21 protein-coding genes are annotated in these 21,876 nt (G+C 67.8%); 14 read left to right on the forward strand and 7 right to left on the reverse strand.

Annotation, left to right across the window (positions count from 1 at the left end):
• Window positions 1-12 precede the first annotated feature (12 nt).
• A complete protein-coding gene (locus tag AC3WLD_RS15460; protein WP_492557866.1) occupies window positions 13-681 on the reverse strand; it encodes an SDR family oxidoreductase in 669 nt (222 codons plus the stop codon).
• 195 nt (window positions 682-876) lie between these two features.
• Between AC3WLD_RS15460 and AC3WLD_RS15465 the strand changes: the two genes are divergently transcribed.
• Entirely contained in the window at window positions 877-1,167 is a 291-nt protein-coding gene (locus AC3WLD_RS15465; RefSeq protein WP_492557867.1) for a hypothetical protein, read from the forward strand.
• A gap of 12 nt (window positions 1,168-1,179) precedes the next feature.
• Window positions 1,180-2,676 carry a class I adenylate-forming enzyme family protein gene (locus AC3WLD_RS15470; RefSeq protein WP_492557868.1) on the forward strand — a complete coding sequence of 499 codons (1,497 nt, stop codon included), beginning with the start codon at window positions 1,180-1,182 and terminating at the stop codon, window positions 2,674-2,676.
• Window positions 2,677-2,679: 3 nt separating this feature from the next.
• On the opposite strand, the gene AC3WLD_RS15475 is transcribed toward AC3WLD_RS15470, so the two are convergent.
• Together AC3WLD_RS15475 and AC3WLD_RS15480 are read right to left on the reverse strand one after the other, a co-directional pair.
• On the reverse strand, window positions 2,680-3,282 hold the full coding sequence (locus AC3WLD_RS15475) for a 2-hydroxychromene-2-carboxylate isomerase (RefSeq protein WP_492557869.1): 603 nt from the start codon (window positions 3,280-3,282) through the stop codon (window positions 2,680-2,682).
• On the reverse strand, window positions 3,282-4,028 hold the full coding sequence (locus AC3WLD_RS15480; protein ID WP_492557870.1) for an SDR family NAD(P)-dependent oxidoreductase: 747 nt from the start codon (window positions 4,026-4,028) through the stop codon (window positions 3,282-3,284). The genes AC3WLD_RS15475 and AC3WLD_RS15480 overlap by 1 nt, the downstream gene beginning before the upstream one ends.
• 90 nt (window positions 4,029-4,118) lie before the next feature.
• On the opposite strand from AC3WLD_RS15480, the gene AC3WLD_RS15485 reads away from it, so the two are divergent.
• The 3 genes from AC3WLD_RS15485 to AC3WLD_RS15495 all read left to right on the forward strand — a co-directional run bounded on the left by AC3WLD_RS15485 (window position 4,119) and on the right by AC3WLD_RS15495 (window position 5,330).
• Window positions 4,119-4,583 (forward strand): winged helix-turn-helix transcriptional regulator, encoded by a 465-nt coding sequence (locus AC3WLD_RS15485; RefSeq protein WP_492557871.1) that lies wholly within the window; start codon window positions 4,119-4,121, stop codon window positions 4,581-4,583.
• Window positions 4,584-4,716: 133 nt separating this feature from the next.
• Window positions 4,717-4,992 (forward strand): HU family DNA-binding protein, encoded by a 276-nt coding sequence (locus tag AC3WLD_RS15490; RefSeq protein WP_492557872.1) that lies wholly within the window; start codon window positions 4,717-4,719, stop codon window positions 4,990-4,992.
• A gap of 74 nt (window positions 4,993-5,066) precedes the next feature.
• The gene (locus AC3WLD_RS15495) at window positions 5,067-5,330 is read left to right on the forward strand and encodes a hypothetical protein (RefSeq protein ID WP_492557873.1); all 264 of its coding nucleotides are present in this window, start codon (window positions 5,067-5,069) and stop codon (window positions 5,328-5,330) included.
• Here AC3WLD_RS15495 and AC3WLD_RS15500 read toward each other — a convergent pair.
• Together AC3WLD_RS15500 and AC3WLD_RS15505 are read right to left on the reverse strand one after the other, a co-directional pair.
• A complete protein-coding gene (locus tag AC3WLD_RS15500) occupies window positions 5,327-6,712 on the reverse strand; it encodes a nicotinate phosphoribosyltransferase (RefSeq protein WP_492557874.1) in 1,386 nt (461 codons plus the stop codon). The two genes, AC3WLD_RS15495 and AC3WLD_RS15500, sit on opposite strands and share 4 nt — an antisense overlap.
• Window positions 6,713-6,766: 54 nt before the next feature.
• Entirely contained in the window at window positions 6,767-7,834 is a 1,068-nt protein-coding gene (locus AC3WLD_RS15505) for an NUDIX domain-containing protein (RefSeq protein ID WP_492557875.1), read from the reverse strand.
• Between the two features lie 122 nt (window positions 7,835-7,956).
• Between AC3WLD_RS15505 and AC3WLD_RS15510 the strand changes: the two genes are divergently transcribed.
• The 3 genes from AC3WLD_RS15510 to AC3WLD_RS15520 are packed head-to-tail and all read left to right on the forward strand — an operon-like array spanning window position 7,957 to window position 10,307.
• Complete coding sequence (locus AC3WLD_RS15510; protein WP_492557876.1) at window positions 7,957-8,658, forward strand: NUDIX hydrolase; 702 nt, start codon at window positions 7,957-7,959, stop codon at window positions 8,656-8,658.
• 21 nt (window positions 8,659-8,679) lie between these two features.
• Window positions 8,680-9,138 carry a Zn-ribbon domain-containing OB-fold protein gene (locus tag AC3WLD_RS15515; protein ID WP_492557877.1) on the forward strand — a complete coding sequence of 153 codons (459 nt, stop codon included), beginning with the start codon at window positions 8,680-8,682 and terminating at the stop codon, window positions 9,136-9,138.
• The gene (locus AC3WLD_RS15520; RefSeq protein ID WP_492557878.1) at window positions 9,135-10,307 is read left to right on the forward strand and encodes a thiolase family protein; all 1,173 of its coding nucleotides are present in this window, start codon (window positions 9,135-9,137) and stop codon (window positions 10,305-10,307) included. Before AC3WLD_RS15515 ends, AC3WLD_RS15520 begins: the two co-directional genes overlap by 4 nt.
• On the opposite strand, the gene AC3WLD_RS15525 is transcribed toward AC3WLD_RS15520, so the two are convergent.
• Window positions 10,304-11,236, reverse strand: coding sequence for an NAD(P)H-dependent flavin oxidoreductase (locus AC3WLD_RS15525; RefSeq protein ID WP_492557879.1), 933 nt, complete (start codon window positions 11,234-11,236; stop codon window positions 10,304-10,306). The genes AC3WLD_RS15520 and AC3WLD_RS15525 overlap by 4 nt on opposite strands.
• A 169-nt stretch (window positions 11,237-11,405) precedes the next feature.
• Here AC3WLD_RS15525 and AC3WLD_RS15530 point away from each other — a divergent pair, with 169 nt between their 5' ends.
• The 6 genes from AC3WLD_RS15530 (at window position 11,406) to AC3WLD_RS15555 (ending at window position 20,969) form a co-directional block, all read left to right on the forward strand.
• Entirely contained in the window at window positions 11,406-13,940 is a 2,535-nt protein-coding gene (locus tag AC3WLD_RS15530; RefSeq protein ID WP_492557880.1) for a TonB-dependent receptor, read from the forward strand.
• Window positions 13,941-14,144: 204 nt separating this feature from the next.
• Window positions 14,145-15,452, forward strand: coding sequence for an amidohydrolase family protein (locus tag AC3WLD_RS15535; RefSeq protein ID WP_492557881.1), 1,308 nt, complete (start codon window positions 14,145-14,147; stop codon window positions 15,450-15,452).
• A gap of 26 nt (window positions 15,453-15,478) precedes the next feature.
• Window positions 15,479-16,747: a cytochrome P450 gene (locus AC3WLD_RS15540; RefSeq protein WP_492557882.1), complete on the forward strand. Its 1,269-nt coding sequence runs from the start codon at window positions 15,479-15,481 to the stop codon at window positions 16,745-16,747.
• A 26-nt stretch (window positions 16,748-16,773) separates the two neighbouring features.
• Entirely contained in the window at window positions 16,774-18,249 is a 1,476-nt protein-coding gene (locus tag AC3WLD_RS15545) for an aldehyde dehydrogenase family protein (RefSeq protein WP_492557883.1), read from the forward strand.
• Window positions 18,246-19,484 (forward strand): CaiB/BaiF CoA transferase family protein, encoded by a 1,239-nt coding sequence (locus tag AC3WLD_RS15550; protein ID WP_492557884.1) that lies wholly within the window; start codon window positions 18,246-18,248, stop codon window positions 19,482-19,484. The genes AC3WLD_RS15545 and AC3WLD_RS15550 overlap by 4 nt, the downstream gene beginning before the upstream one ends.
• A 48-nt stretch (window positions 19,485-19,532) precedes the next feature.
• Window positions 19,533-20,969, forward strand: a complete 1,437-nt coding sequence (locus AC3WLD_RS15555; protein ID WP_492557901.1) for an amidohydrolase family protein — start codon at window positions 19,533-19,535, stop codon at window positions 20,967-20,969.
• On the opposite strand, the gene AC3WLD_RS15560 is transcribed toward AC3WLD_RS15555, so the two are convergent.
• Complete coding sequence (locus tag AC3WLD_RS15560) at window positions 20,874-21,848, reverse strand: enoyl-CoA hydratase/isomerase family protein (RefSeq protein ID WP_492557885.1); 975 nt, start codon at window positions 21,846-21,848, stop codon at window positions 20,874-20,876. The two genes, AC3WLD_RS15555 and AC3WLD_RS15560, sit on opposite strands and share 96 nt — an antisense overlap.
• Window positions 21,849-21,876 lie beyond the last annotated feature (28 nt).

The following is a 21,876-nucleotide window of genomic DNA, read 5'->3' on the forward strand; positions in this document are numbered from 1 at the left end:
GCTCGACTCTTTTCAGAGTCCCAGCGACAGCTTGACGCCCGACCCGGTCACCGGCCCTGCATCTGGCGAGAGCAGGAAGGCGATCACCTTCGCGGCGGACTCCGGTTTGACCCACGCGGAGACGTCTGCGTCCGGCATGTCCTGGCGGTTTACCGGCGTGTCGATGATCGTCGGCAGCACGGCGTTCACGCGGATGCCCTGTCCCTTGACCTCGTCGGCGAGACCTTCGGTCAGCGCCATCACGCCCGCCTTCGATGCGGCGTAGGGGGCCATGCCCGTCGCCACGTTGCTTGCCGCGGCAGCACCCACGTTGACGATCGCGCCGCCCGCGCCAAGGTAGCCGAGCGCGGTACGGCAGGAGATCGCTGCAGTCCGCACGTTCATCCGGTACATGCGGTCCCAGCTATCCAGCGAACCGTCGGCCACGGTCTCCCACAGGAACCCGCCGGCCACGTTGACCACGCCGTCGAGGCCGCCCAGCTTGCCGACGACATCGGCATAGGCGGCCTTGACCGCCGCTTCGTCGGCCAGGTCGACGCCGCCCGCGGCAACGCCGGCAAACGAGGGTGGTGGCGGGGCAAGGTCGATCACCGCGACCTCTCCGTCGCGCGCAGCCAGTTCGGCGCAGACTGCGCGACCCAGTGCTCCAAAGCCGCCTGCCACGATGAATTTCCCTGCCATCGTCAACTCCGTGTAATTCCGCTTCCAGTCGCCCCGCCGTGCCTCACGAGGGGGCATCTGGCAATGTCCTACCGGGGGCTGGATGGTCCGAAATGTGCGAAATTCCGCACTTGCGCGCAGGCGAGCAGATATTATAAATGACGACGCGTCAATAAATGTACGGGGAGCTGCGCGCTCCTTGCAGAAGGGAAGATCATGAAGCCCGGCTCGAAGCTCAAAAGCGCGGTCTGCGACGTCGAAGTCATGGTGATCAAGGCTGCGTCCGGCACCATCGCCTGTGGCGGCGCGCCGATGGTCGAAGAGCGGGCCACGGACAAGGCGGCGATCGACGCGGCACATTCCGGCGGCAGCATGATGGGCAAGCGCTACACCGATGCGGGCGGATCGGTGGAGGTGCTGTGCATCAAGCCCGGCGCCGGTTCGCTCAGCTTCAACGGTGTGCCGATGCAACCGAAGGACGCCAAGCCGCTCCCGGCCTCGGACTGACGGCCCGCCCCGATGAACATTGCCGTGCTGCTCGAGATGGCCGCCGATGCCGGCGGAGAGCGCATCGCGCTGGTCTGCGATGGCCGCCGCTGGACATATGCCGAACTGCTCGCCGCGGCGCGCGGGGCGTTCGAACTGGTCGAGGAAAGCGGCGCGCAGTATGTCGCGCTGCTCGATGAAAGCAGCGAGGCGGCGGTCATAGCGCTGTTCGCGGCGGCGCTGGCGGGCGTGCCGTACTGCCCGTTGAACTACCGTCTCCCCGACGCGGACCTCGCCGCGCTGCTCGGGCGGATCGCCCCGGCGCTGGTCATCGGCGACGAAGCGCGGGTCGCCAGGATCGCCGGCGACCAGGGCCAAACCGTCCTCGCGCGCGAGGACTTCGTCGCCAAGGCGCAGGAACTGGTTCCGGCCGATGCCAGCCGCGAATACGATCCGGGCGGGGGCATTGCCGTCCAGCTCTTCACCAGCGGGACGACCGCCGCGCCCAAGGCCGCGATCCTGCGCCACGCCAACCTGCTCGGCTATATCCTCGGCTCGGTCGAGTTCGCCTCGGCGGACGAGGACGATGCGGCATTGGTGGTTGTGCCGCCCTATCACATCGCCGGGATTTCGGCGCTGCTGTCGTCGATCTATGCCGGGCGGCGAATGGTCATGCTGCCGGCCTTCACCCCCGAGGCGTGGCTCGATCTTGTGGCGGGGGAGCGGGTGACCAACGCGTTCGTCGTGCCGACGATGCTCCAGCGGATCATCGCGGCGATGGACGGCGGGGCAACCGCTGACACCTCGTCGCTGCGGGCGATTGCGTATGGCGGCGGCAAGATGCCGCTCGAAGTGATCCAGCGCGCGCTCGAGCTGTTTCCGCAGACCGGCTTTACCAACGCCTATGGCCTGACCGAGACCAGCTCGACCATTGCGCTGCTCGGACCCGACGATCACCGCGCGGCGCAGGCCTCGCACGATCCGAAAGTCCGGGCGCGGCTGACCTCGATCGGCCAGGCGCTGCCCTCGGTCGAGATCGAAGTGCGGGGCGAGGACGGCCAGGTCCTCCCGCCGGGCGAAGCGGGCGAGATCTTTGTCCGCGGCGAGCAGGTGTCGGGCGAATACAAGGAACGCAGCGCGCTGGTCGAAGGCGGCTGGTTCCCGACCCGCGACGCCGGGTACATCGACGAGGACGGCTACATCTTCCTCTCCGGCCGCGCCGACGACGTCATCGTCCGCGGCGGCGAGAACATGTCGCCGGGCGAGATCGAGGACGTGCTGCTGACGCATCCGGGCGTCGCCGATGCCGCCGCGGTCGGGGTGCCCTCGGTCGAATGGGGCGAGGCGGTGGGCGTCGCGGTGGTGGCGAAAGAGGGCCATGCTCCTTCGGACGAAGAGCTCCGGGCCCACGTGCGCGACCGCCTGCGCTCTTCGCGGGTGCCCGAACGGATCGAGCGGGTCGCGGCGCTTCCCTACAATGAAATGGGCAAGCTGCTGCGCCGCGAGGTCCGCAAGCTGTTCGCGGAGTAGGGTTCAGCCGGCCAGCAGTTCCTCGATCTGGCCGAGGCGTTCCTTGCCGAAGAACATCTCGCCGCCGACGTAGAACGTGGGGATGCCGAAGGTGCCGCGTTCCACCGCATGCTCGGTGTTGTCGGCGAGCCTCTGCCTGATGTCCGCGTCCTGCGCCCGCGCTGCGAGGGCCGCTGCATCCAGCCCCGCGCCGTCCAGCACCGCCGCCACCGCCGCCTCGTCGCCGGGATCGAGCCCGTCCTCCCACAACGCCTTCGCAACCGCCTCGACATAGCAGTCCTGCTCGCTCCGTTCGATCGCTGCGAGCAGCATCCGCTGGAGGTCAACCGTGCGGAACGGGAACTTCGGGTTCATCCTGAAGCGGGTTAGGCCGTGCCTGGCGATGAACCGGCGCATCTCGAGCATCGCGTATTCGTTCTTGCCCTTGATCCCGGCGTCGCGGGTGAAGGGCGGGGCGTTGCCGGTGAGCTTGTGCATCCCGCCGAGAAGCACCGGGGTCACGGCGATCGCCGCGCCGTGCCTTGCGGTCAGCGCCTTCAGCGGACCCCACGCGAGATAGCCATTGGGGCTGACGAAATCGAAGATGAATTCGACGGTCTTGGTCATCAGAAAGTCTCCTGCCACGGGCGCAAATCGAGTTCATGAGTCCACGCGGAGCGCGGCTGGCGGTGCAGCCAGCCGAACGCCTGCGCCGCATCGTCCGGCTTGAGGATCGCATCGGCGTCGAGCAGCGGGGTGACGTCCTCGACCCGCGAGCGGGTGAACACCCCGTCGATCGCGCCGTCGCAGATCACGTGGCCCACATGGATGCCTTCCGGCCCCAGTTCCCGCGCCATCGACTGGGCGACCGCGCGCAGCCCCGCCTTGGCCGAGGCGAACGCGGCGAAGCCTGCCGCGCCGCGCACCGAGGCAGTCGCTCCGGTGAACAGCACCGTGCCGCGCTGCCGCGGAACCATGACCCGCGCCGCCTCGCGCCCGGCGAGAAAGCCGGCGAAGCAGGCCATCTCCCAGACCTTGGAGAAAACCCGCGCGGTCGTCTCGCGGATGCCGAAGCGGACGTTGGCGCCGATGTTGAACACCACGACGTCCAGCGGCCCGACCTCGGCCTCGATCCGGTCGAACAGGGCAGCAGTTTCCGCCTCCGAGCGGGCATCGACGCCAAAGGCGTGCGCCTCGCCGCCCCCGCTGCGGATTTCGGCGGCCAGGGCTTCCAGCTTGTCGGGATGCCGCGCCCTGCGGGTGACGCAGACCGGGTGGCCCTCGGCGGCAAAGGCGCGCGCGATCGCGGAGCCCAGCCCATCGCCCGCGCCGATCACGAGGCACACGCCGGGCCTGTCTTGTGCTGTGCTCATCGCGGGTGCGCGCTCCATCGCTCTTGCCGAGTCCGGCCAGGTCCACTAGAGTTCAAAAAATGAACTGAGTCAACCGAGGCGCACCACGGCATGAAATGGAGCGAACTGGCCGAGCAGCCCTGTCCGATTGCCCGCGGGCTGGCCGTGGTCGGCGACCGCTGGACGCTGCTGGTTTTGCGCGACTGTTTCCTTGGCGTGCGGCGGTTCGACGAATTTCATTCGCGCATCGGCATGCCCCGCGCGGTGCTGTCGGAGCGGCTGGGCGCGCTGGTGGCGGAGGCCGTGCTCGAGAAGCGCGGCCCCGAATACCGGCTGACGGCGAAGGGCCGCGATCTTTACCCGGTGTTGATGGCGCTCGCCGGGTGGAGCAATCGCCACCGCGTGGACGAGCGCGGGCCGCCGCTGACCTATCGCCACAAGGCCTGCGGGCACGAGGTCGCGCCGGTCCTTGCCTGCCCCGATTGCGGCGAGCCGGTGACCGCGGAGGCGATGGAGGTGCGCCCCGGCAAGGGCTTCCCGGATCCGCGCGCGGCCCGGCTGCGCGATGCCGGTTAGCGGAATTGGCTCCGAATCCGTCCAAGTGCCCATGAATCAAGGGCTGTGGACAAAATTTGCGGCCCCCCGTGACTTGCGCGCCAGAGACTCGCTAACAGCGCGGTCTCGATAAATTTTCCAAAGGTCACTTGCGATGAACAACTCCGATCTCGCCGATACCGTCGCCGCCGCTCACGGCCTGACCAAGGCCGATGCCCGCAAGGTCGTCGACGCCGTCTTCTCGGCGATCGCCGATGCGGCTGCCAAGGGTGAGGAAGTGTCGCTGAACGGCTTCGGCAAGTTCAAGGTCAAGGAAACCCCGGCCCGCGAAGGCCGCAACCCCTCGACCGGCGCGACCATCCAGATCGCCGCCGCCAAGAAGCTCGGCTTCTCGGCCGCGAAGGGCCTCAAGGACAAGCTCAACGGCTGATCCTTCCAGGTAACCGGAAAAGGGCGCCCGCTGCATCGGCAACGGGCGCCCTTTTCATTTCCGGGTGAACGACCATGGACCTCGACGACCAGCTCCGCCGGTTCTTCGGCACTGCGGATATCAATGCGCTGACCCCTGCGGCGATGGCTGGCGGGATTGAGAGGATGCTGGTCGAGCTTGGCCTCGAAAAGGACCGGGGGCGGCGCTTCGCGCTGTGGTCGTTGCTCCACATGCTCGGCGCCGCGCCCGACCTCGACGTCGCGTTCAAGGACGAGGCCGACCGCGAGGCGGCGCGGCGGTTCATGGACCTCGCCGGAGGTGCCGGCGGCGAGTCCTAAGCCGCCGCCCGCTCGCGTACGGCCGCCCAGTCGTGCCGCACCAGCAGTTTCCCGTTGCGCCACACCGGCACGAGCTGATCCGCCGCGGGATCGACGGCGTCGCGGCGCGCCGCGACCAGCCTGCCGTCCTCCAGCACCACTGCCTGCCGCCCGCCCTTGCTGTCCTTGGCCGGATCGGTAGCAGGCGCTTTGCGGACATCGTGCCACACGCCCCGGTCGTCCTGCATCGCGTTGGCCTTCATCGCGAAGCGCAAGGTGTCGCGGTCGACCTTCTGGAGCAGGCCGCCGCCCATCCCGAAGGCGATGTTGTCGATGGCGAAGCCCGCGCCGATCATCCGCTCCACCAGTGCGGCGATGGTCTCGAGGTTCATCCCGTCGCCCTGGATCACCCGGACGTGGGAGTCGAGCACGCGGTATCCCCTGGCGTTGACCGTCCCGCCGAACGCCGCCCACAGCGCCTCGATCGTGCGCACCGGTGTTTCGACCGGATCGCCGCTGTCGGGGCGGACGACCAGCGTGCCCTTGCGCGCCAGCACCGCCTCGCGCAGCGCGCCGCCCCAGATGCCGGTAACCGCGGCATCGAGGTCCCACGAGTCCGAGACCACCGCGACCAGCCGCCCCTCGCCGTCGAAGCGGGCAAGCATGTTCGCATAGGCTTCCTGCTCGCGCGGGCGGCCCCAGCTGGTCATCGTGCTGTGCTCGGCGGCGGGGATCGAGAAGCCGGGCATCTCTGCACCGTAGAAGCGCCGGGCGGCGAGCAGGCCCTCCATCGTGTCGGTGCCCTGGAAGATGGCGAGATGGGCCATCCCGCCCAGACCCGCGCTCTCGCCCGAGGACACCCCGCGCGCCCCGAAGTCGTGGAGCTTGAAGGGGATCTGGCCGGCAGGGTCTTCCGAGGTCCTGTCAAAGCCCGCCCGGATCACCTGCCGTGCCTTGCGGCTCAGGGTCGCGACGGTCGTCGGGTACCACACCGCGCGCAGCAGCGCGGTTTCGACGAAGGTGGTCAGCCACGGCATCCGCGGATCGGTGTTGGCAAGCTCGACCAGCGGCACCCCGCACGGCACGACCGTGCCTTCGGCCAGGGCGCGGATCTCCAGCGGGAGCATCCCGCCGTGGTCGATCGCGATGGCTTCCCAGCCCATCCGGTTGAACGGCACCCCGTGCGCGGCGCAGATCGCCTCGGCCTCGTCGACGTCGGCCAGCGTCACCGGCCGGGCGAGATGGTCCATCAGGTATGGTTGTAAGCCAAGGAACACCGCGTCGTCCGAAAACGGGTTGGGGCGCGCCTCGACATAGGCGCTGATCGTCCGCGCTTCGGGCGGATACTGCAGGTAGTGGCTGTGCTTGTAGCTGTCTATCGCCAGGATCGGGTTGGTAAACATCGTGAACTCCTCACGGGTTCGGGCCGGTCGTGGGACTCCCCCGCGGGCCGTGGTCTAAAGGTCCGCCATGGCTGCGATGATCGCCCAGTGGTCCTCGAAAAGCTGCTCGGGGCGCAGGTCGCCGAGCCGGTACCACGCGGCGTGCGCGGCATCGTCGCCGCCCTTGACGCGAAACAGGCTGCGCTGCTCGGGCAGGCGGAACAGGAAGGCGTGGGTGACGATCCGTCCGCGCAGCGAGCGATGAGGATCGTCGAACACGCGGGTGCGGTGATCCTCGATGAAACTGGCGAGCATCGCCGGCGGAACCTGTCCCTTGGCGTCGGCGATCGCGGTCTCCTCGCGCAGCTCGCGGATCGCGGCCTCGCGGATCGTCTCGCCGCCGCCAACGAACCCGCCGGGAAGCGCGAGCAGGCCCTTGCCGGGAAGCCTTCCGCGCTCGACCAGCAGGATGTGGCCCGACTGGACGACCACCGCATCGGCAGTGACGAACGGCCCGCGGCCCCATTCCCTGCCATAGGCTTCGAGGAACTCGGCCTCTTCCAGCAGGGCGCGGAACTCGCTTCCGAGGGCAAAGCGGTCGAGCATGTCCGCCACTCCCGGCGAGAGGATCGAGCGCGGCACTTCGGGAATGCGGCGGAAGTAGCGCGCGCGCACGTCGCTGCTGCCGAACGTGCCGTAGGGGGAGGGGAGCTGGATGTTGTCCCACTCGGGAAACAGCTTGAGGTAATAGGAGGTGGCGTCCTTGCCGTATCCGGCGAGCGCCACGCGGAAGTCGGCGAGCCCGGCGTTGCGGAAGCCGCCGGCGTTGCCATGCTCAAGCACCAGCGCGTTGACCGTGCGCTGCACGGCCATGACCCATGCGGTGTCGGCATAGCGGTGGTCGTCCAATGGCGCGACGATCAGCCGTCCCTCGGCCATTTCGTGGCGGAAGGCGCTGCGCAGCATCGCCTCGCGCTCGGCATACGTGAACGGGTTGCGCGGATCGCGCGCGACGTTGGCGCTGCCGACCAGAACGATCAGCTTGCCGACCTCGCCAAGTGCCTCGCGGATCACGTGTTCGTGGCCGATGTGGAGCGGCTGGAAGCGTCCGACGAAGACGCCGAATTGTGCGGCCTGGGCCATGGTTCGAGACTCCCTCGATTGCCTGGGCCCCGGCGGCCTCCCCGCCGGGACATGTCGATTCGCTATCGACGGACTAGTTATACGCATTTGACATATATCTAGTCAACGCATATCTTCGCGCCATGCCGACTACCGATTATCCGCATCCTGCCGTTACCGTCGATCTCGTGCTGATGACCGTCCATGACGGGGCACTGTGCGTGCTGTTGCAGCGGCGCGAGGCAGAGCCCTTCGCCGGGTGCTGGGTCGTCCCCGGCAGCTTCGTGCGCATTGACGAGCCGCTGGACGCTGCCGCGCAGCGCACGCTGGCGGACAAGGCCGGCCTCGCGTCGGCCTGGCTGGAGCAGCTTTACACCTTCGGAGAGCCGGGGCGTGATCCGCGCGAGCGGGTGATCACCGTCGCCTATTTCGCGCTGCTGCCCGAGGCGGATCTCGCGGCGGCGGTCGCGGGGCGGGCGGACCTGGCGCTCGCTCCGATCGCAGTGGCGTGGACCGGGGAGGAGGGCGGTCCGGTTGCGGCACTGGGGCCCGGCGGCACGCCGCTCACCCTGGGCTTCGACCATGCCCGGATCCTCGGCCTCGCCGTCCAGCGCCTGCGCGGCAAGCTCGGCTGGGCCCCGGTCGCGCTGGCGCTGGTGGGCGAGCACTTCACCTTGCGCGAGCTCCAGGCCGTGAACGAGGCCATCCTCGGCCGCGCGCTGAACAAGCCGGCGTTCCGCAAGCGGATGGTCGACAGCGGGTGGATCGAAGCCACCGGTGAAAAGGAAAGCGGCGGTGCTTTCCGGCCAGCCGAGCTTTACCGGGCGGCACAATCAAGTAATTGACACATCGTCAGCAATGGGCGCATGAACGTGGCAAGCGGGTCGGAGTGCCCGCACGACGAGGAGCCCTGCGACGCGATGCGATCCCTGCCCGAACTCACGAGCGAGAACACCGCCTTCTGGACCGGCGGCGCGCGCGGCGAACTGATGATCGCGTTCTGCAACGCCTGCGGCCACGCGATCCACACCCCGCAGCTCGTCTGCCCCAAGTGCCTGTCTCGCGCGGTCGAGCCGCGAGCGGTTGCGGGGACGGGCACGGTCTACAGCTTCACCGTCAATTACCAGCCGTGGCTGCCGGACATGAAGGTCCCGTTCGCGATCGCGGTGGTCGACGTCGACGGCGCACCCGGCGTGCGGGTGACCGCCGAGGTCGACACCGACGATCCCGAAGGCGTTGCCATCGGCCAGCGGATGCAGGTCGCGTTCCGCCACGTGGAGGACATCTGGCTCCCCGTCTGGCGACCGATGGAGGCCGGACGATGAGCGGCATTCGCGCGGCGATCACCGGCACCGGCATCTCCCAGCTGGGCCGCAATATCCACCGTCCGGCGATCCTCCTGCTGGCGGAAGCCGCAGACGCCGCGCTCGCGCGGGCCGGGCTGACCATGGCCGATATCGACGGCATCTCGACCTATCCGGGGAAGACCAACATGTCGCCGGGACAGTCCCCGCTCGGCACTGGCGACGTGCGCAACGCGCTCGGCATCCAGACCCGCTGGCACAGCGCAGTGCCCGATGGCCCCGCCCAGAGCGCGCCGATCATGACCGCGGCGATGGCGGTTTCGACCGGGCAGGCGCGGCACGTGCTGTGCTTCCGCGCGCTCACCGAAAGCTCCTCGCAGACCGCAGGGCGGCGGGCGAGCGTCTCCGGCTCGGGCGGCGGGCGAATGGACGGATGGCTGGCGTGGATGGTCGCGGCAGGCGCGATGTCGGCCTCGAACTGGGCGGGGTGGATCGCCCAGCGGTATTTCCACGAGTTCGGGATGACCCGCGAGCACCTCGGCATGATCGCCACCGGCCAGCGCCGCTTCGCGCTGATGAACCCGGCGGCGGTGATGCAGAAGCCGCTCACGAGCGAGGAATACCACGCCGCGCGGATGATCTCCTCGCCGCTCGGGCTGTTCGACTGCGACATTCCGATCGACGGGGCCTGCGCGGTCATCGTCTCGGCCGAGGATGCGGCAAGGGACTGCGCCAGCACGCCGCTGCACATCGAGGCGATGGGCACCGCGCTGTCCTCGCAGGAAACCTGGGACCAGCGTGCCGACCTCACCACGATGGGCGCGCACGATTCGGGCGCCGATCTGTGGCAGCGGACCGACTTCAAGCCGGCGGACCTCGACGTGCTCGGACTCTATGACGGGTTCTCGATCTTCGTTCCGCTGTGGCTGGAAGCGCTTGGCCTGTGCGGACATGGCGAGGCCAAGGACTTCATCGCCGAAGGCAACGTCGGACCCGGCGGGCGCTACCCGGTCAACACCGGCGGCGGCCAGCTGTCGAGCGGGCGGCTGCACGGCTTCGGGCTGCTGCACGAGGTTTGCCAGCAGCTGTGGCACGATGCCGGCGCGCGGCAGGTGGCGGATGCAAAGCTCGGCGTCGTCGGCATGGGCGGCGGGTTCATCGCCGGCTCGATGCTGCTGCGGCGGGGTTAGCGGAACGTCTCCAGCCGCGCCCGCCAGTCGGGCACGCCCTCCAACGATTCGAACTCGCGCGCCAGGCGGTCAACCAGCGCGGCGACGGGTTCGATGCTGTCGATCAGGCCCACGCTCTGCCCGGCGCTGAAAGTGTCGCGCCACGGCTTCACCCCTTCCGGCATCGCGGACCGCGTTGCGGGCAGGGTTTTCGGATCGAGTCCGACCTGTTCCACCGACTGGCGGATCCAGTGCGCGGGCACCCCGTTCATCGCGGCCGAGGCGAAGATGTCGTCGGCCCCTGCCGCCGCGATCAGGTCGCGGTGGCCCTGCACGACGCCGGATTCGGGCGTGGCGATGAAGCGCGTGCCCATGCAGGCAAGGTCGCCGCCGAGCGCGAGCGCGGCGAGCATGCCGTGGACGTCGGCGATCCCCCCGGCGACGATCAGCAGGCCGCCATAGATCCGCCGCACGGCAGGCACGAACGCCATCGGCGTGAGAAAGCCGGTGTGGCCGCCCGCGCCCGCGCACGTCAGCATCAGCCCGTCGACTCCGGCGGCGATGGCCTTTTCGGCGTGGCGCATGGTGACCACGTCCTGGATCACCCGTCCGCCCCACGAATGGACCCGCGCGACCATCTCGGTCGGATCACCCAGGCTCGAGAGGACCAGCGGGGCGCGGTACTTCTCCAGCAGGTCGAGCCTGCGCTGGCCGGCAGGGTCGGCGGTCCACCGCGCCGGCATGTTGACGATGGGGGACGCGCCTTCCAGCCCCTGCAACGCATCGAGATAGCGTTCGAACTCGGCGTCCGGGGTGATCGTCCCGCCCTGCCAGCCCGCCAGCACCCCGCCCTTCGCACATTCCGTCGCAAGGTCGACCGACGACGCAAACGACATCGGCGCGCACATGAGCGGGAGGCGAAGTTCGCCGAGGACGGAGTGATGGGTCATTGCGGTGCCTTCCTTTCAACTCGCCATGCCGCACCCCGCAGCCCTCGTCACCTGTTGCGAAGAGGTCACAGACCTGACGCATCGTCAAATTGGCAATTGCGACGAATCATCGAGTTGTATAACTAGGTATGCAATCTGGTGAAACAGGCCGGATGCAAGGAGGGATGCAATGAAAAACGCCCGCTTTTTCGGTAGGTTGAACGCGTCGCGGATGCTGGTCGGCGGATCGGCGGCGGCGATCGCCATGGCGCTCTCTGCGCCCGCCTTCGCGCAGGACAGCGCTCCCCAGGCAGAGGATACCGCCGACGAAGGGCTCGGCGTGATCATCGTCCAGGCCCGCAAGGTGAACGAAAACCTCCAGGACGTCCCCGTCGCGGTGACCGTGCTCTCGGGCGACGATCTCGAGCAGCGCAATGTCCAGAGGCTGCAGGATATCGGTCGCTTCACGCCGGGCATGTCGATGCGCCCGGGCTCGAACACCCCGAGCGCGCTGACCATCACCCTGCGCGGACAGGTCCAGACCGACGTGCTGATCACACTGGATCCTTCGGTCGGGACGTATGTCGACGGCGTTTATTGGGCGCGGGCCTATGGCCTCAACGGCGACTTCCTCGACGCGCAGTCGGTGCAGGTGCTGAAAGGTCCGCAAGGCACGCTGTTCGGCCGCAACACCACGGGCGGCGCGCTGATCATCAATTCCAACAACCCTGATCTGGACGACTTCACCGGCAAAGTTTCCGCGACCTATGGCCGGTTCAACGAATTCCAGGCGACCGGGGTACTCAACGTGCCGATCGTGCCGGGCAAGGTCGCGTTGCGGCTCGCCGGCTCGCGCTTCACCCGCGACGGCTACACCACCAACGTGACCCCGGCCGGCACGGCCTCCGCCGTCTCGCCGACGAGCACCGCGGTGGCGCGCCTGCCCTTCGTCGGCAACCCGACGGGCCTCAAGTTCGACAACCGTGACCGCTGGAGCTTCCGCGGCAAGCTCGACGTCAAGCCGACCGAGAACCTCACGCTAAGGTTCTCGGGCGAATACTTCAAGATGGACGAGCTTTCCCCGGCACGCGAAATCCGCCTGCTGACCGGGCCGTTCACCGCCTCGAACTCGACCTACAACCTCGGCGCGACCGCGGCGCTCTATGTCGGCCTGCTCAATGGCGGTCCGGCGCCGACCAGCGGGGCGGCGCAGTTCGCCAACATCCAGCTCGGCCTCGCCGCGATTGCGCCGGACATCGCGAACCTGGCGGCGAACCCGGACATCACGTCGATCAACGAAGTGCCCTATGCCTTCGCCAAGACCCAGACGTTCGGCTTCACCGGCATCCTCGACACCTCGTTCGGGCAAATCCAGCTGATCACGGGGTATCGCAAGATCGACGCCTATGCCGGGCTCGACCTCGACGGTTCGCGCTATGCGATCCACTTCACCGAAAGCCAGCAATCGGTGAAGCAGTACTCGGGCGAGTTCCAGATCACGGGCAAGGCGTTCAACAACGCGCTCGACTTCGCGCTCGGCGTGTTCGCGTTCCACGAACGCGGCTTCGACCAGTCGATCTCGATCGTCGCGCCGATCATCAATCCGGTGACCTCGCACTTCTACGGGCTGATCGATAACGACAGCATGGGCGTCTATACCCAGGGCACCTATCACTTCACCGACCAGTTCTCGTTCACCGGCGGCATCCGCTATTCGGTCGACGACAAGGGGCTGGAAAGCCGCAACAACAACTACAACCGCACCAGCGGGACGAGCACCTGCTCGCTGTTCACGGCGCCGGCCATCGCCGGCCCGGAGATTGTCGGGTTGCCGCAGTGCGGGGTGAAGGTGCGTGACAGCTTCTCCGGCTGGTCCTACACTGCGGGGCTGGAATACAAGCCGACGGACGACCTGCTGCTTTACGTCAAGACGGCGAAGGGCTTCCGGTCAGGCGGGCAGAACCTGCGCGCGCCGACGGCAGTCTTCCTCGTGCCGTTCAAGCCGGAGATCGCCTACTCCTACGAAGTCGGCTTCAAGGGCGAATTCTTCGATCGCCGGGTGCGCCTGAACGTCGCCGCCTACCAGACCGACGTCAACAACATCCAGCGCTCGACCCTGATCTCCAATCCCAGCGGCGCTGGCGCTTCGGCGACCGTTCTGGGCAACGCGGGCAAGGCCCGGTTCCGGGGGATCGAGGCCGAGTTCCAGGCGCAGGTCTTCGATGGTTTCGTCCTGAGCCTGAACGGCGCGCTGACCGATCCGAAGTACATCAAGTACGCGGACCTTTCCGGCGACCGTTCGTTCGAGCCGTTCGAAAGCGTGGCCAAGGAACAGTTCGGCGTGGCCGGCGACTACACCCGCGAATTCGGCGGGGTGAAGCTCAAGCTCCATGCCGACTATGCCTGGACCGGCAAGACCCGGGGCAGCTACTTCTTCCCGCAGAATGCCGCGACCGTGCCGACCGGCTCGACCGCGGTGCCGGGGGCGGTCAATACCCAGAACCAGGCGATCGTCGACACCACGACCCGTCCGGCGAACGGCATCCTCGGCGCCCGCGCCTCGCTCAGCTTCATGGACGACATGTACGAGCTCGCTGTCTTCGGCCGCAACATCACCAACAACCGGGATTACTACAACCCGCTGCTGGTGGCGCCGGTGGGCTATGTCCAGTCCTCGCGAATGGAGCCGGCAACGTATGGCGTAACCGCGACCGTGAAGTTCTGACGATCGGAGCGCAGACCCGAAATCGCGGGCCGTCTCTCTGTGGAGGCGGCCCGTTTTCGTTGCGGCAAACCGGTCGAAAAATAGTTCGCCAGGCCCTGAAAGCGGTTGCAGCACCTATCGCTCTGGGATAAATTGACGAAGTATCAAGTTTTGGAATCGGACCCACCTCGAAGTGGGCGGCTAGAGAGGACAGCTTCCATGGACATGAACGACCTCATCATCGCCAGCGTCGACGACCATGCGCTCGAACCGCCCACGGCGTTCCTCCGTCACTACTCCGAAGCCAAACGCGACCGTGCGCCCAAGGTGATCGACCACAAGGGCGCCGACGTGTGGTACTGGAACGACCGCGTCTATCCCTCGATCGGGCTCAACGCCGTCGTCGGCCGGCCGCGCAGCGAATACGGCATGGAACCGACCCGGTTCGAGCAGACCCGTCAGGGCTGCTACGATCCCAAGGCCCGTGTCGACGACATGAACGTCAACGGCGTGCTGGCCTCGCTCAACTTCCCGACTTTCCCGAGCTTCGCCGGCGGTGTCTTTGTCGAAGCAGCGAAGACCAACCCTGCCGAAGCGCTCGACGCAGTGCGGGCATGGAACGACTGGCACGTCCACGACTGGTGCGCCACGGCCCCCGGACGGTTCATCCCGATGTGCCTCGTGCCCTCGTGGGACATGGGTGAGACGCTCAAGGAACTGAAGCGGATGAGCGACCTTGGCGTCCACGCCGTGTCGTTTTCCGACAATCCCGCCAACATCGGCCTGCCCAGCATCCACAACGAATACTGGGAGCCGTTCTGGAAGGCCTGCGCCGACCTCAAGATCGTGATCAACTGCCACATCGGGACCGGCGCACGGGCGATGCACGCCTCCGACGAGAGCCCGATCGACGCGTGGATCACCGCGATGCCGATCTCGATCGCCAACTCGGCGGCGGACTGGACCTTCGCCAGCTTCTGGCATCGTTATCCCGACCTGCGCATGGCGCTGTCCGAAGGCGGGATCGGCTGGATTCCCTATTTCCTCGAACGCGCCGACTTCACGTTCGATCATCACCACGAATGGACGTTCTCGGACTTTAGGGGCGAGCGTCCGTCCGACGTGTTCAAGCGGCACATCATCTGCTGCTTCATCGACGACCAGTTCGGCGTGAAGAACCTCGAATACATGAACGAGAACATGGTCGCCTACGAGTGCGACTATCCGCATTCCGACACCGTATGGCCCAACGTGCCCGAATACCTGTGGGCCTCGGTCAACGGGCTGAAGCGCGAGACCATCGACAAGATCACCCATCAGAACGTCTTCCGCGAATACAGTTTCGACGGAATCGCGATGAACGGCGGGGCCGAGAGGTGCACGGTCGGGCACTTGCGCGAACTGGGCAAGGACGTCGACATCTCGCCGCGCGAAGGGCTGGGCGGCTTGAAGACCGACAGCATGGACCTTGTCGGCAATGCCCGCCGCCCGGTCACTTCGGGCGAAATCCAGCGCATGTTCGCCTCGGCCTGACGGTCACAGCGGAGAGGATGACGACAATGGCCGCTGCCGCTACGATCGAGCTGCCCAAACCCGGGCCGGACGCGCTGCCGGTCCCGCCTCACGTCCCGCCGGAGCTGGTCGCCGACCTGCGCCCGGCGATGGGGATGGAGCCGAACGACCTGTTCGACCCCTATGTCCCGTTCGACTGGCTGCGCGAGCAGCGGGTGCCACGCGTGATGTGGTATCCCTATCCGATGGGCGGGACGCTCAACGGTGGGTGGGCGGTCACCCATTACGACGACATCCGCCGGGTCTATGAAGACAACGAGGCGTTCTCGACTATCGGGGCGGCGCAGTTCCAGGCCTTTGTCGGCGAGACCTTTCCCTCGCTGCCGCTGGGCGCGGACCTGCCCGACCACAACAAGTATCGCCGCTTCCTCAACCCCTGGTTCACCCCGGTCGCGATGAAGGGGATGGAGCCGGTGATCCGCGACGTGATCAACGGCATGATCGACGAGTTCGCCGAAGCGGGTGAAGTCGACATCGCGTGGGATTTCGGCCGGGTGTTTCCGGTGCGCATCTTCCTCGGCCTGATGCGCTTCCCGATGGAGATGTTCGAGCAGTTCCTCGACTGGGAATACAAAATCCTCCACGTCCACGATTTCGAGGTGCGTCTGGGTGCGATCCGCGAGACGATCGCGTGGCTGCGCGGCTTCATTGCGGAAAAACAGGCGAACCCCGACGACGGCCTCGGCAGCTACATCGCCAACGGTTCGATCGACGGGAAACCGCTCACACCGGATGAAACCATCGGGATGACGTTCTTCCTGTGGCTCGGCGGGCTCGATACGGTCGCGTCGACGATCAGCCAGATGTTCCGCCGGTTGGCCAAGGACCAGGCACTCCAGGCCCGGATCCGCGCCAACCCGGAGCTGATCCCGACCGCGGTCGAGGAGTTCCTGCGGGTCCAGCCACTGGTCAACTCGGTCCGCTGGCTCAAGCACGACATGACCTGGCACGGCGTGGCGATGAAAAAGGGCGACCAGATCTGCTGCATCAACTCGTCGGGCAACTTCGACCCGGCGCAGTTCGACGATCCTCACACCTTCGATCCCGAGCGCAAGGCCAACCGCCACTTCACGTTCGTCGGCGGCATCCACAACTGTCTCGGTGCGCACCTCGCCCGGCGCGAGCTGCGCACGCTCCTTCGGGTGTTCCTCGAACGCATCCCGACCTTCCGGGTCAAGGACGGCGCTGACACCACGGTGACGCCGGGGCTGCTGTCGATCCGCAACCTTCCGCTGGTCTGGCAACCGGCCCGATAACGACAAGAACAGGACGAGAGGACCCGATGACCTTCCTGAAAAATCCGGACTCGCTGTACATCGACGGCGAGTGGGTCAAGGCGCCCGACGCCGAAGCGGTGATCAACCCGGCCGACGAGACGATCATCGCGATGGCGCCCGTCGGCACCGCGGCGATGATCGACGACGCCATCGCCGCCGCGCGCGAGGCGTTCGACAAGGGTCCGTGGCCGCGCCTCCCGGTGCGCGAGCGGCAGGCGAAGCTCCACGCTTTCCTCGACGTGCTCGAACGACGGCGCGAGGAGATTGTCGCGCTGATCGTGGCCGAAGCCGGGGCGACCCAGATGCTCGCCTCGTTCCTCCAGTACGGCATCCCGATGAAGCATGCCCGCCATACGATCGAAACCGCCTCGCGGCCTTCGGTCACGCCGCTGCCGGTCGAGCTCACCCCCAACGCGCAGGGCACGATCACGCTCGGCACCGGGGTGATATCGCGCGAGCCCGTCGGCGTCGTCGCGGCGATCTCGCCCTACAACTTCCCGTTCTTCCTCAACATCGGCAAGATCGTCCCGGCGCTGGCGGTCGGCTGCACCGTGGTGCTCAAGCCGTCGCCCTATACCCCGATGGAAGCGCTGATCCTCGGTGAGGTGGCCGAGGAAGTCGGGCTGCCCAAGGGCGTGCTCAACATCGTCACCGGCGACATCGAGGCGGGCAAGCTGCTCACCACCGACAAGCGGATCGACCTCATTCATTTCACCGGGTCGGACAAGGTCGGATCGATGATCCAGGCACAGGCCGCGCCGCATCTGATCCGCTGCGTGATGGAGCTGGGCGGCAAATCCGCGCTTATCGTCCGCGCCGACGCCGACCTGCAGCAGGCGGCGATGGCCGGGATCGGCGGGTTCACCGTCCATTCGGGGCAGGGCTGCGCACTGCTGACGCGGCACCTCGTCCACAACTCGGTCAAGGCGCAGTACGTCGAGATGCTCAAGGGCATGCTTGGCCACGTCAAGATCGGCAACCCGGCCGATCCCAGCGTCACGATGGGCCCGCTGATCCGCGAGGTCGCCCGCACCCGCACCGAAAGCTATGTCGAGATCGCCCAGGGTGAAGGCGCCAAGCTGGTTGCCGGGGGCAAGCGTCCGGCCGGGTTCGACAAGGGCTTCTACTACGAACCGACCCTGTTCGACGACGTCGACAACGCCTCGCGCATCGCCCAGGAAGAGGTCTTCGGACCGATCGGCGCGGTCATCGGCTTCGACACCGACGAAGAGGCGATCGCCATCGCCAACCACAGCGACTTCGGCCTTTCCGGCGGGATTTATTCCGCCAACGCAGGCCTCGCCTATGACATGGCGCTGCAGCTGCGCACCGGCGGGGTCTCGATCAACGGCGGCGCGGGCACGATGCAGAGCGCCGCGCCGTTCGGCGGGATCAAGCGCTCCGGCTATGGCCGCGAGTACGGCGAGGAAGGGCTCAACGAGTTCACCTACATCAAGACGATCGGATTCTCGGCACGATGACGCGGGTTATGGAAGGGGTGCGCATCCTTGAGGTTGCGCAGTTCACGTTCGTTCCGGCGGCGGGGGCGGTGCTGTCGGACTGGGGCGCGGACGTCATCAAGATCGAACATCCGGTGCGGGGCGATGCCCAGCGCGGCATCCAGATGCTCCAGCGGCTCGCGGTCAATCCGCAGCGTTCGGCGCTGATGCAGCACCCCAACCGCGGCAAGCGCAGCGTCGGCGTGGACATCTCGACCCCGGAAGGGCGCGAGGTGCTCTACGAAATCGCGAAGACCGCCGATGTGTTCCTCACCAACTACCTGCCCTCGGCGCGGCAGAAGCTGGGTATCGACCTCGAGCACATCCGTGCGGCGAACCCGAACATCATCTACGTTCGCGGCTCGGCCTTCGGCGACAAGGGCCCGGAGCGCGACAAGGGCGGGTTCGATTCCACCGCGTACTGGGCGCGCGGCGGTTCGGCGATGATGGTCACCCCGGTCGAGCTCGACGGCCCGCTGCTTCAGCCCGGCCCGGCCTATGGCGACACCATCGGCGGAATGAACATCGCCGGCGGGATCGCCGCGGCGCTGTTCCACCGCGAGCGCACCGGCAAGGCGACCGAGGTCGACGTTTCACTGCTGTCATCGGGCATTTGGGCCACGGCCTGCTCGATCGACGTCGCGATGGAACTGCCGAACGACGAAAAGCTGTTCCGCAACGCGCTTCCCGGGAGCGGCGTGGGCAACGGCTCCAACCCGTTCATCGGCGCGTTCCGTACCGCCGACAACAAGTACATCAACCTGACCGTGCTTTCGCCGGGGCCGTACATCGAGGACGTCTTCGGCCACCTCGACGTGCCCGAACTGGCGCAGGATCCGCGCTTCTCGACCGCCGAGGCGATCATGGCGAACACGCCCGCCGCCTATGCCGAGGTCGCGATCGCCATCGCGAAGAAGCCGTTCGCCTACTGGATCGAGCGCCTCAAGACGATGAAGGGACAGTGGTCGCCCTACCAGACGATCCACGATGCCGCGAAGGACGAGCAGGTCCACGCCAACGGCCTGATCTTCGAAGTCGAAAGCGCCGATGGCGGACCGCCGATCAAGCTGGTCGCCAATCCGGTCCAGTTCGACCGCGAGGCCGTGACCAACACCCGTGCGCCGGAAGCCAGCGAGCATACCGAGCTGTTCCTGATGGAGCTCGGCCTCGAATGGGACCGGATCGAGGAGTTGAAGGCCAAGCGCGCCATCGCCTGAGCAGGGTTGGCGCGGCGTTGCGCTGCCGCCTATGACCGACCGGTGACGATGCGCCTGCTGATCGCCGATGCCCAGCTGCTCGACGGGAGCCGGGCCGACGTGCGCGTGGCGGGCGAGGCAATCGCCGCGGTCGGCTCGCTTGCGCCCGAACCGGGCGAACGGGTGGTCCGGGCGGGCGGCAACCTGCTGATCCCCGGCCTTCACGACCATCACCTCCACGTGATGGCATCCGCTGCTGCGCGGCAATCGGTGCGCTGCGGCCCGCCGGACGCTCAGAGCGCTGCGGCCTTGGCTGCCGTGCTGTCGGCCCCCGGCGAGGGCTGGCTGCGCGGGGTCGGATTCGATGAGGGTGCCGTCGGTGAGATCGACCGCCGCTGGCTCGACGCGGCGGCGCCGGACCGGCCGGTGCGGCTCCAGCATCGCAGCGGGCGGCTGTGGGTGCTGAACAGCGCCGCGCTGGAACTGTTGTTGGCGGGGCGCGAATGTCCGCCGAACCTCGACCGGGATAGCGGACGACTGTTCGACGGCGATGCCTGGCTACGCGCCGCTCTGGGCGGCGAGGTCCCCGATCTCGTCCGCTTCGGCGCGGACCTTGCTGCAATGGGCGTGACCGGGCTGACGGACATGGGTCCCGCAAACGGACCCGAGGAGGCGAGGCTGCTCTCGGTGCTGCCTCAGCGGGTTGTGGTCGGCGGCGGCCCGAGCCTGTGGGACGAGGACGGCCCGCTGCGGATCGGCGAGCGGGTGGTGGCCGGTACGTTCAAGGTCCACCTCCACGAAGCCGCATTTCCGGACCTCGATGCGCTCGCCGGTGAGGTCGCGGCGGCGCATGCCCTGGGCCGGGGCGCGGCGTTCCACTGCGTGACCGAGGCAGAACTGGCCTTTGCGCTGGGTGTGCTGGCGGCGGCGGGCCATCATCCGGCCGACCGGATCGAGCACGCCTCGGTCACCACCGATGCCCTGCTCGCTGCAATCGCCCAAGCGGACTTGAGTGTCTGCGTCCAGCCCGGCTTCGTCCACGCCCGCGGCGACGCATACCGGCGCGACATCGCGGCAGAGAACTGGCCGGACCTCTACCGCCTGCGCGCGTTTCTCGCGGCCGGTGTGCCGCTCTCTGGGGGCAGCGATGCGCCGTATGTCCCGGTCGATCCGTGGCTCGGCATGGCGAGCGCGGTCCAGCGCCGGACGCGCGACGGCGAGCGGCTGGGCGAGCGCGAGGCGCTGTCGCCGCGCGAGGCGCTGGCGCTCTACCTCGCCGATCCGCTCGACTTCCGGCGGACACGGGCGGTGGCGGCGGGTGAAGCCGCCGACCTCGTGCTGCTCTCTGCGCCGTGGCCCGGCGTTGACGCGCGGCTTGCGACGGCAGACCCGGAACGCGCCGGAGACGGCCTAGTCCGGCTCACCCTCATTGCCGGGCGCATCATCCACGATGGCATCGACGAGACCCCACTCGAGTGCGGTTCGCGCCCCGATCCGGCGGCCTGACAGGATCAGCGCGGCTGTCCGCTGCCGCCCGATCCGGCGCGGCAGCGAGACGCACCCGCCGGCGCCCGGAAGGATCCCCATGCGCAGTTCGGGCAGCTGGAACCACGCATCCGGACTCGCGGTGAGGCGGTCGGCAAACGCCGCGAGTTCGAGCCCCGAACCGATGCACGGCCCCTGCACATGAACCTCGAACCGCCCGCCCCATTCAAGCAGAGCGCGGGCCGGGAGCGTTTTCATGCGGATCGCGTGCGCTGCTGCGGGATCAGTAGTCGTCCCGAACTCGGCGAGGTCCGCCCCGGTCGAGAAACACCGTCCGGTTGCGCCCAGCCGGACCACGCGGATCTCGGGATCGAGCCGGGCGAGGACGAACGCATCGTGCAGCGCGTCGCGCATCGCGCGGTCGATCGCGTTGTGCGCCTCGGGCCTGTCGAGGGTGAGGTGCAGTCCGCTGTCGCGGCGGTCGATGCGGACCGCGCCCGGCGCTGCCGGCTCGCCGCCCGCCGCGCGCCATTCGCGGTGTGCCGCGCTGCCCTGCAAGGCGGCATAGGCGAGCGATTCGGCGACCAGCGCCTGTGCCGGCGGCAGGCCCTCGGTGCAGCGCAGCAGGTCGACGACCACTTGCGCGGCGGCGGGCGCGGCCTCGATGCCGGCGACCACTGCGCCAAGTCCGATGTCCGGTGAGGCCAGTGCATCGACCTGTGCGGCGAGCGGGTGATCGCAAGGGCCCGTGCCGATCACCGGCACCGGCGGCAGCGGGTCGAGCGGCTGGTCCTCAGGCCAGGTGGCGAGGTCGACCGCCACGCACTCGCGCGAATCCCCGCGCCAGTCGAGGCGCAGCATCCACGGCTCAAGCCTGGCAACGGGGGAGAGAGCATCCACCCTCCCAGCGTGGCCGCGCGGCGGCATC

It is taken from the genome of Novosphingobium sp. FW305-C-111 (genome assembly GCF_058783565.1).

Coding starts and splice junctions, on each gene's coding strand:
- AC3WLD_RS15485 (WP_492557871.1), top strand. CDS start 4,119: ATGAAATGGAGCGAACTGGCCGAGCAGCCCTGTCCGATTGCCCGCGGG.
- AC3WLD_RS15525 (WP_492557879.1), bottom strand. CDS start 11,236: ATGACCCATCACTCCGTCCTCGGCGAACTTCGCCTCCCGCTCATGTGC.
- AC3WLD_RS15460 (WP_492557866.1), bottom strand. CDS start 681: ATGGCAGGGAAATTCATCGTGGCAGGCGGCTTTGGAGCACTGGGTCGC.
- AC3WLD_RS15480 (WP_492557870.1), bottom strand. CDS start 4,028: ATGAGCACAGCACAAGACAGGCCCGGCGTGTGCCTCGTGATCGGCGCG.
- AC3WLD_RS15465 (WP_492557867.1), top strand. CDS start 877: ATGAAGCCCGGCTCGAAGCTCAAAAGCGCGGTCTGCGACGTCGAAGTC.
- AC3WLD_RS15550 (WP_492557884.1), top strand. CDS start 18,246: ATGACGCGGGTTATGGAAGGGGTGCGCATCCTTGAGGTTGCGCAGTTC.
- AC3WLD_RS15500 (WP_492557874.1), bottom strand. CDS start 6,712: ATGTTTACCAACCCGATCCTGGCGATAGACAGCTACAAGCACAGCCAC.
- AC3WLD_RS15545 (WP_492557883.1), top strand. CDS start 16,774: ATGACCTTCCTGAAAAATCCGGACTCGCTGTACATCGACGGCGAGTGG.
- AC3WLD_RS15540 (WP_492557882.1), top strand. CDS start 15,479: ATGGCCGCTGCCGCTACGATCGAGCTGCCCAAACCCGGGCCGGACGCG.
- AC3WLD_RS15520 (WP_492557878.1), top strand. CDS start 9,135: ATGAGCGGCATTCGCGCGGCGATCACCGGCACCGGCATCTCCCAGCTG.
- AC3WLD_RS15510 (WP_492557876.1), top strand. CDS start 7,957: ATGCCGACTACCGATTATCCGCATCCTGCCGTTACCGTCGATCTCGTG.
- AC3WLD_RS15470 (WP_492557868.1), top strand. CDS start 1,180: ATGAACATTGCCGTGCTGCTCGAGATGGCCGCCGATGCCGGCGGAGAG.
- AC3WLD_RS15475 (WP_492557869.1), bottom strand. CDS start 3,282: ATGACCAAGACCGTCGAATTCATCTTCGATTTCGTCAGCCCCAATGGC.
- AC3WLD_RS15490 (WP_492557872.1), top strand. CDS start 4,717: ATGAACAACTCCGATCTCGCCGATACCGTCGCCGCCGCTCACGGCCTG.
- AC3WLD_RS15555 (WP_492557901.1), top strand. CDS start 19,533: ATGCGCCTGCTGATCGCCGATGCCCAGCTGCTCGACGGGAGCCGGGCC.
- AC3WLD_RS15535 (WP_492557881.1), top strand. CDS start 14,145: ATGAACGACCTCATCATCGCCAGCGTCGACGACCATGCGCTCGAACCG.
- AC3WLD_RS15515 (WP_492557877.1), top strand. CDS start 8,680: ATGAACGTGGCAAGCGGGTCGGAGTGCCCGCACGACGAGGAGCCCTGC.
- AC3WLD_RS15530 (WP_492557880.1), top strand. CDS start 11,406: ATGAAAAACGCCCGCTTTTTCGGTAGGTTGAACGCGTCGCGGATGCTG.
- AC3WLD_RS15495 (WP_492557873.1), top strand. CDS start 5,067: ATGGACCTCGACGACCAGCTCCGCCGGTTCTTCGGCACTGCGGATATC.
- AC3WLD_RS15505 (WP_492557875.1), bottom strand. CDS start 7,834: ATGGCCCAGGCCGCACAATTCGGCGTCTTCGTCGGACGCTTCCAGCCG.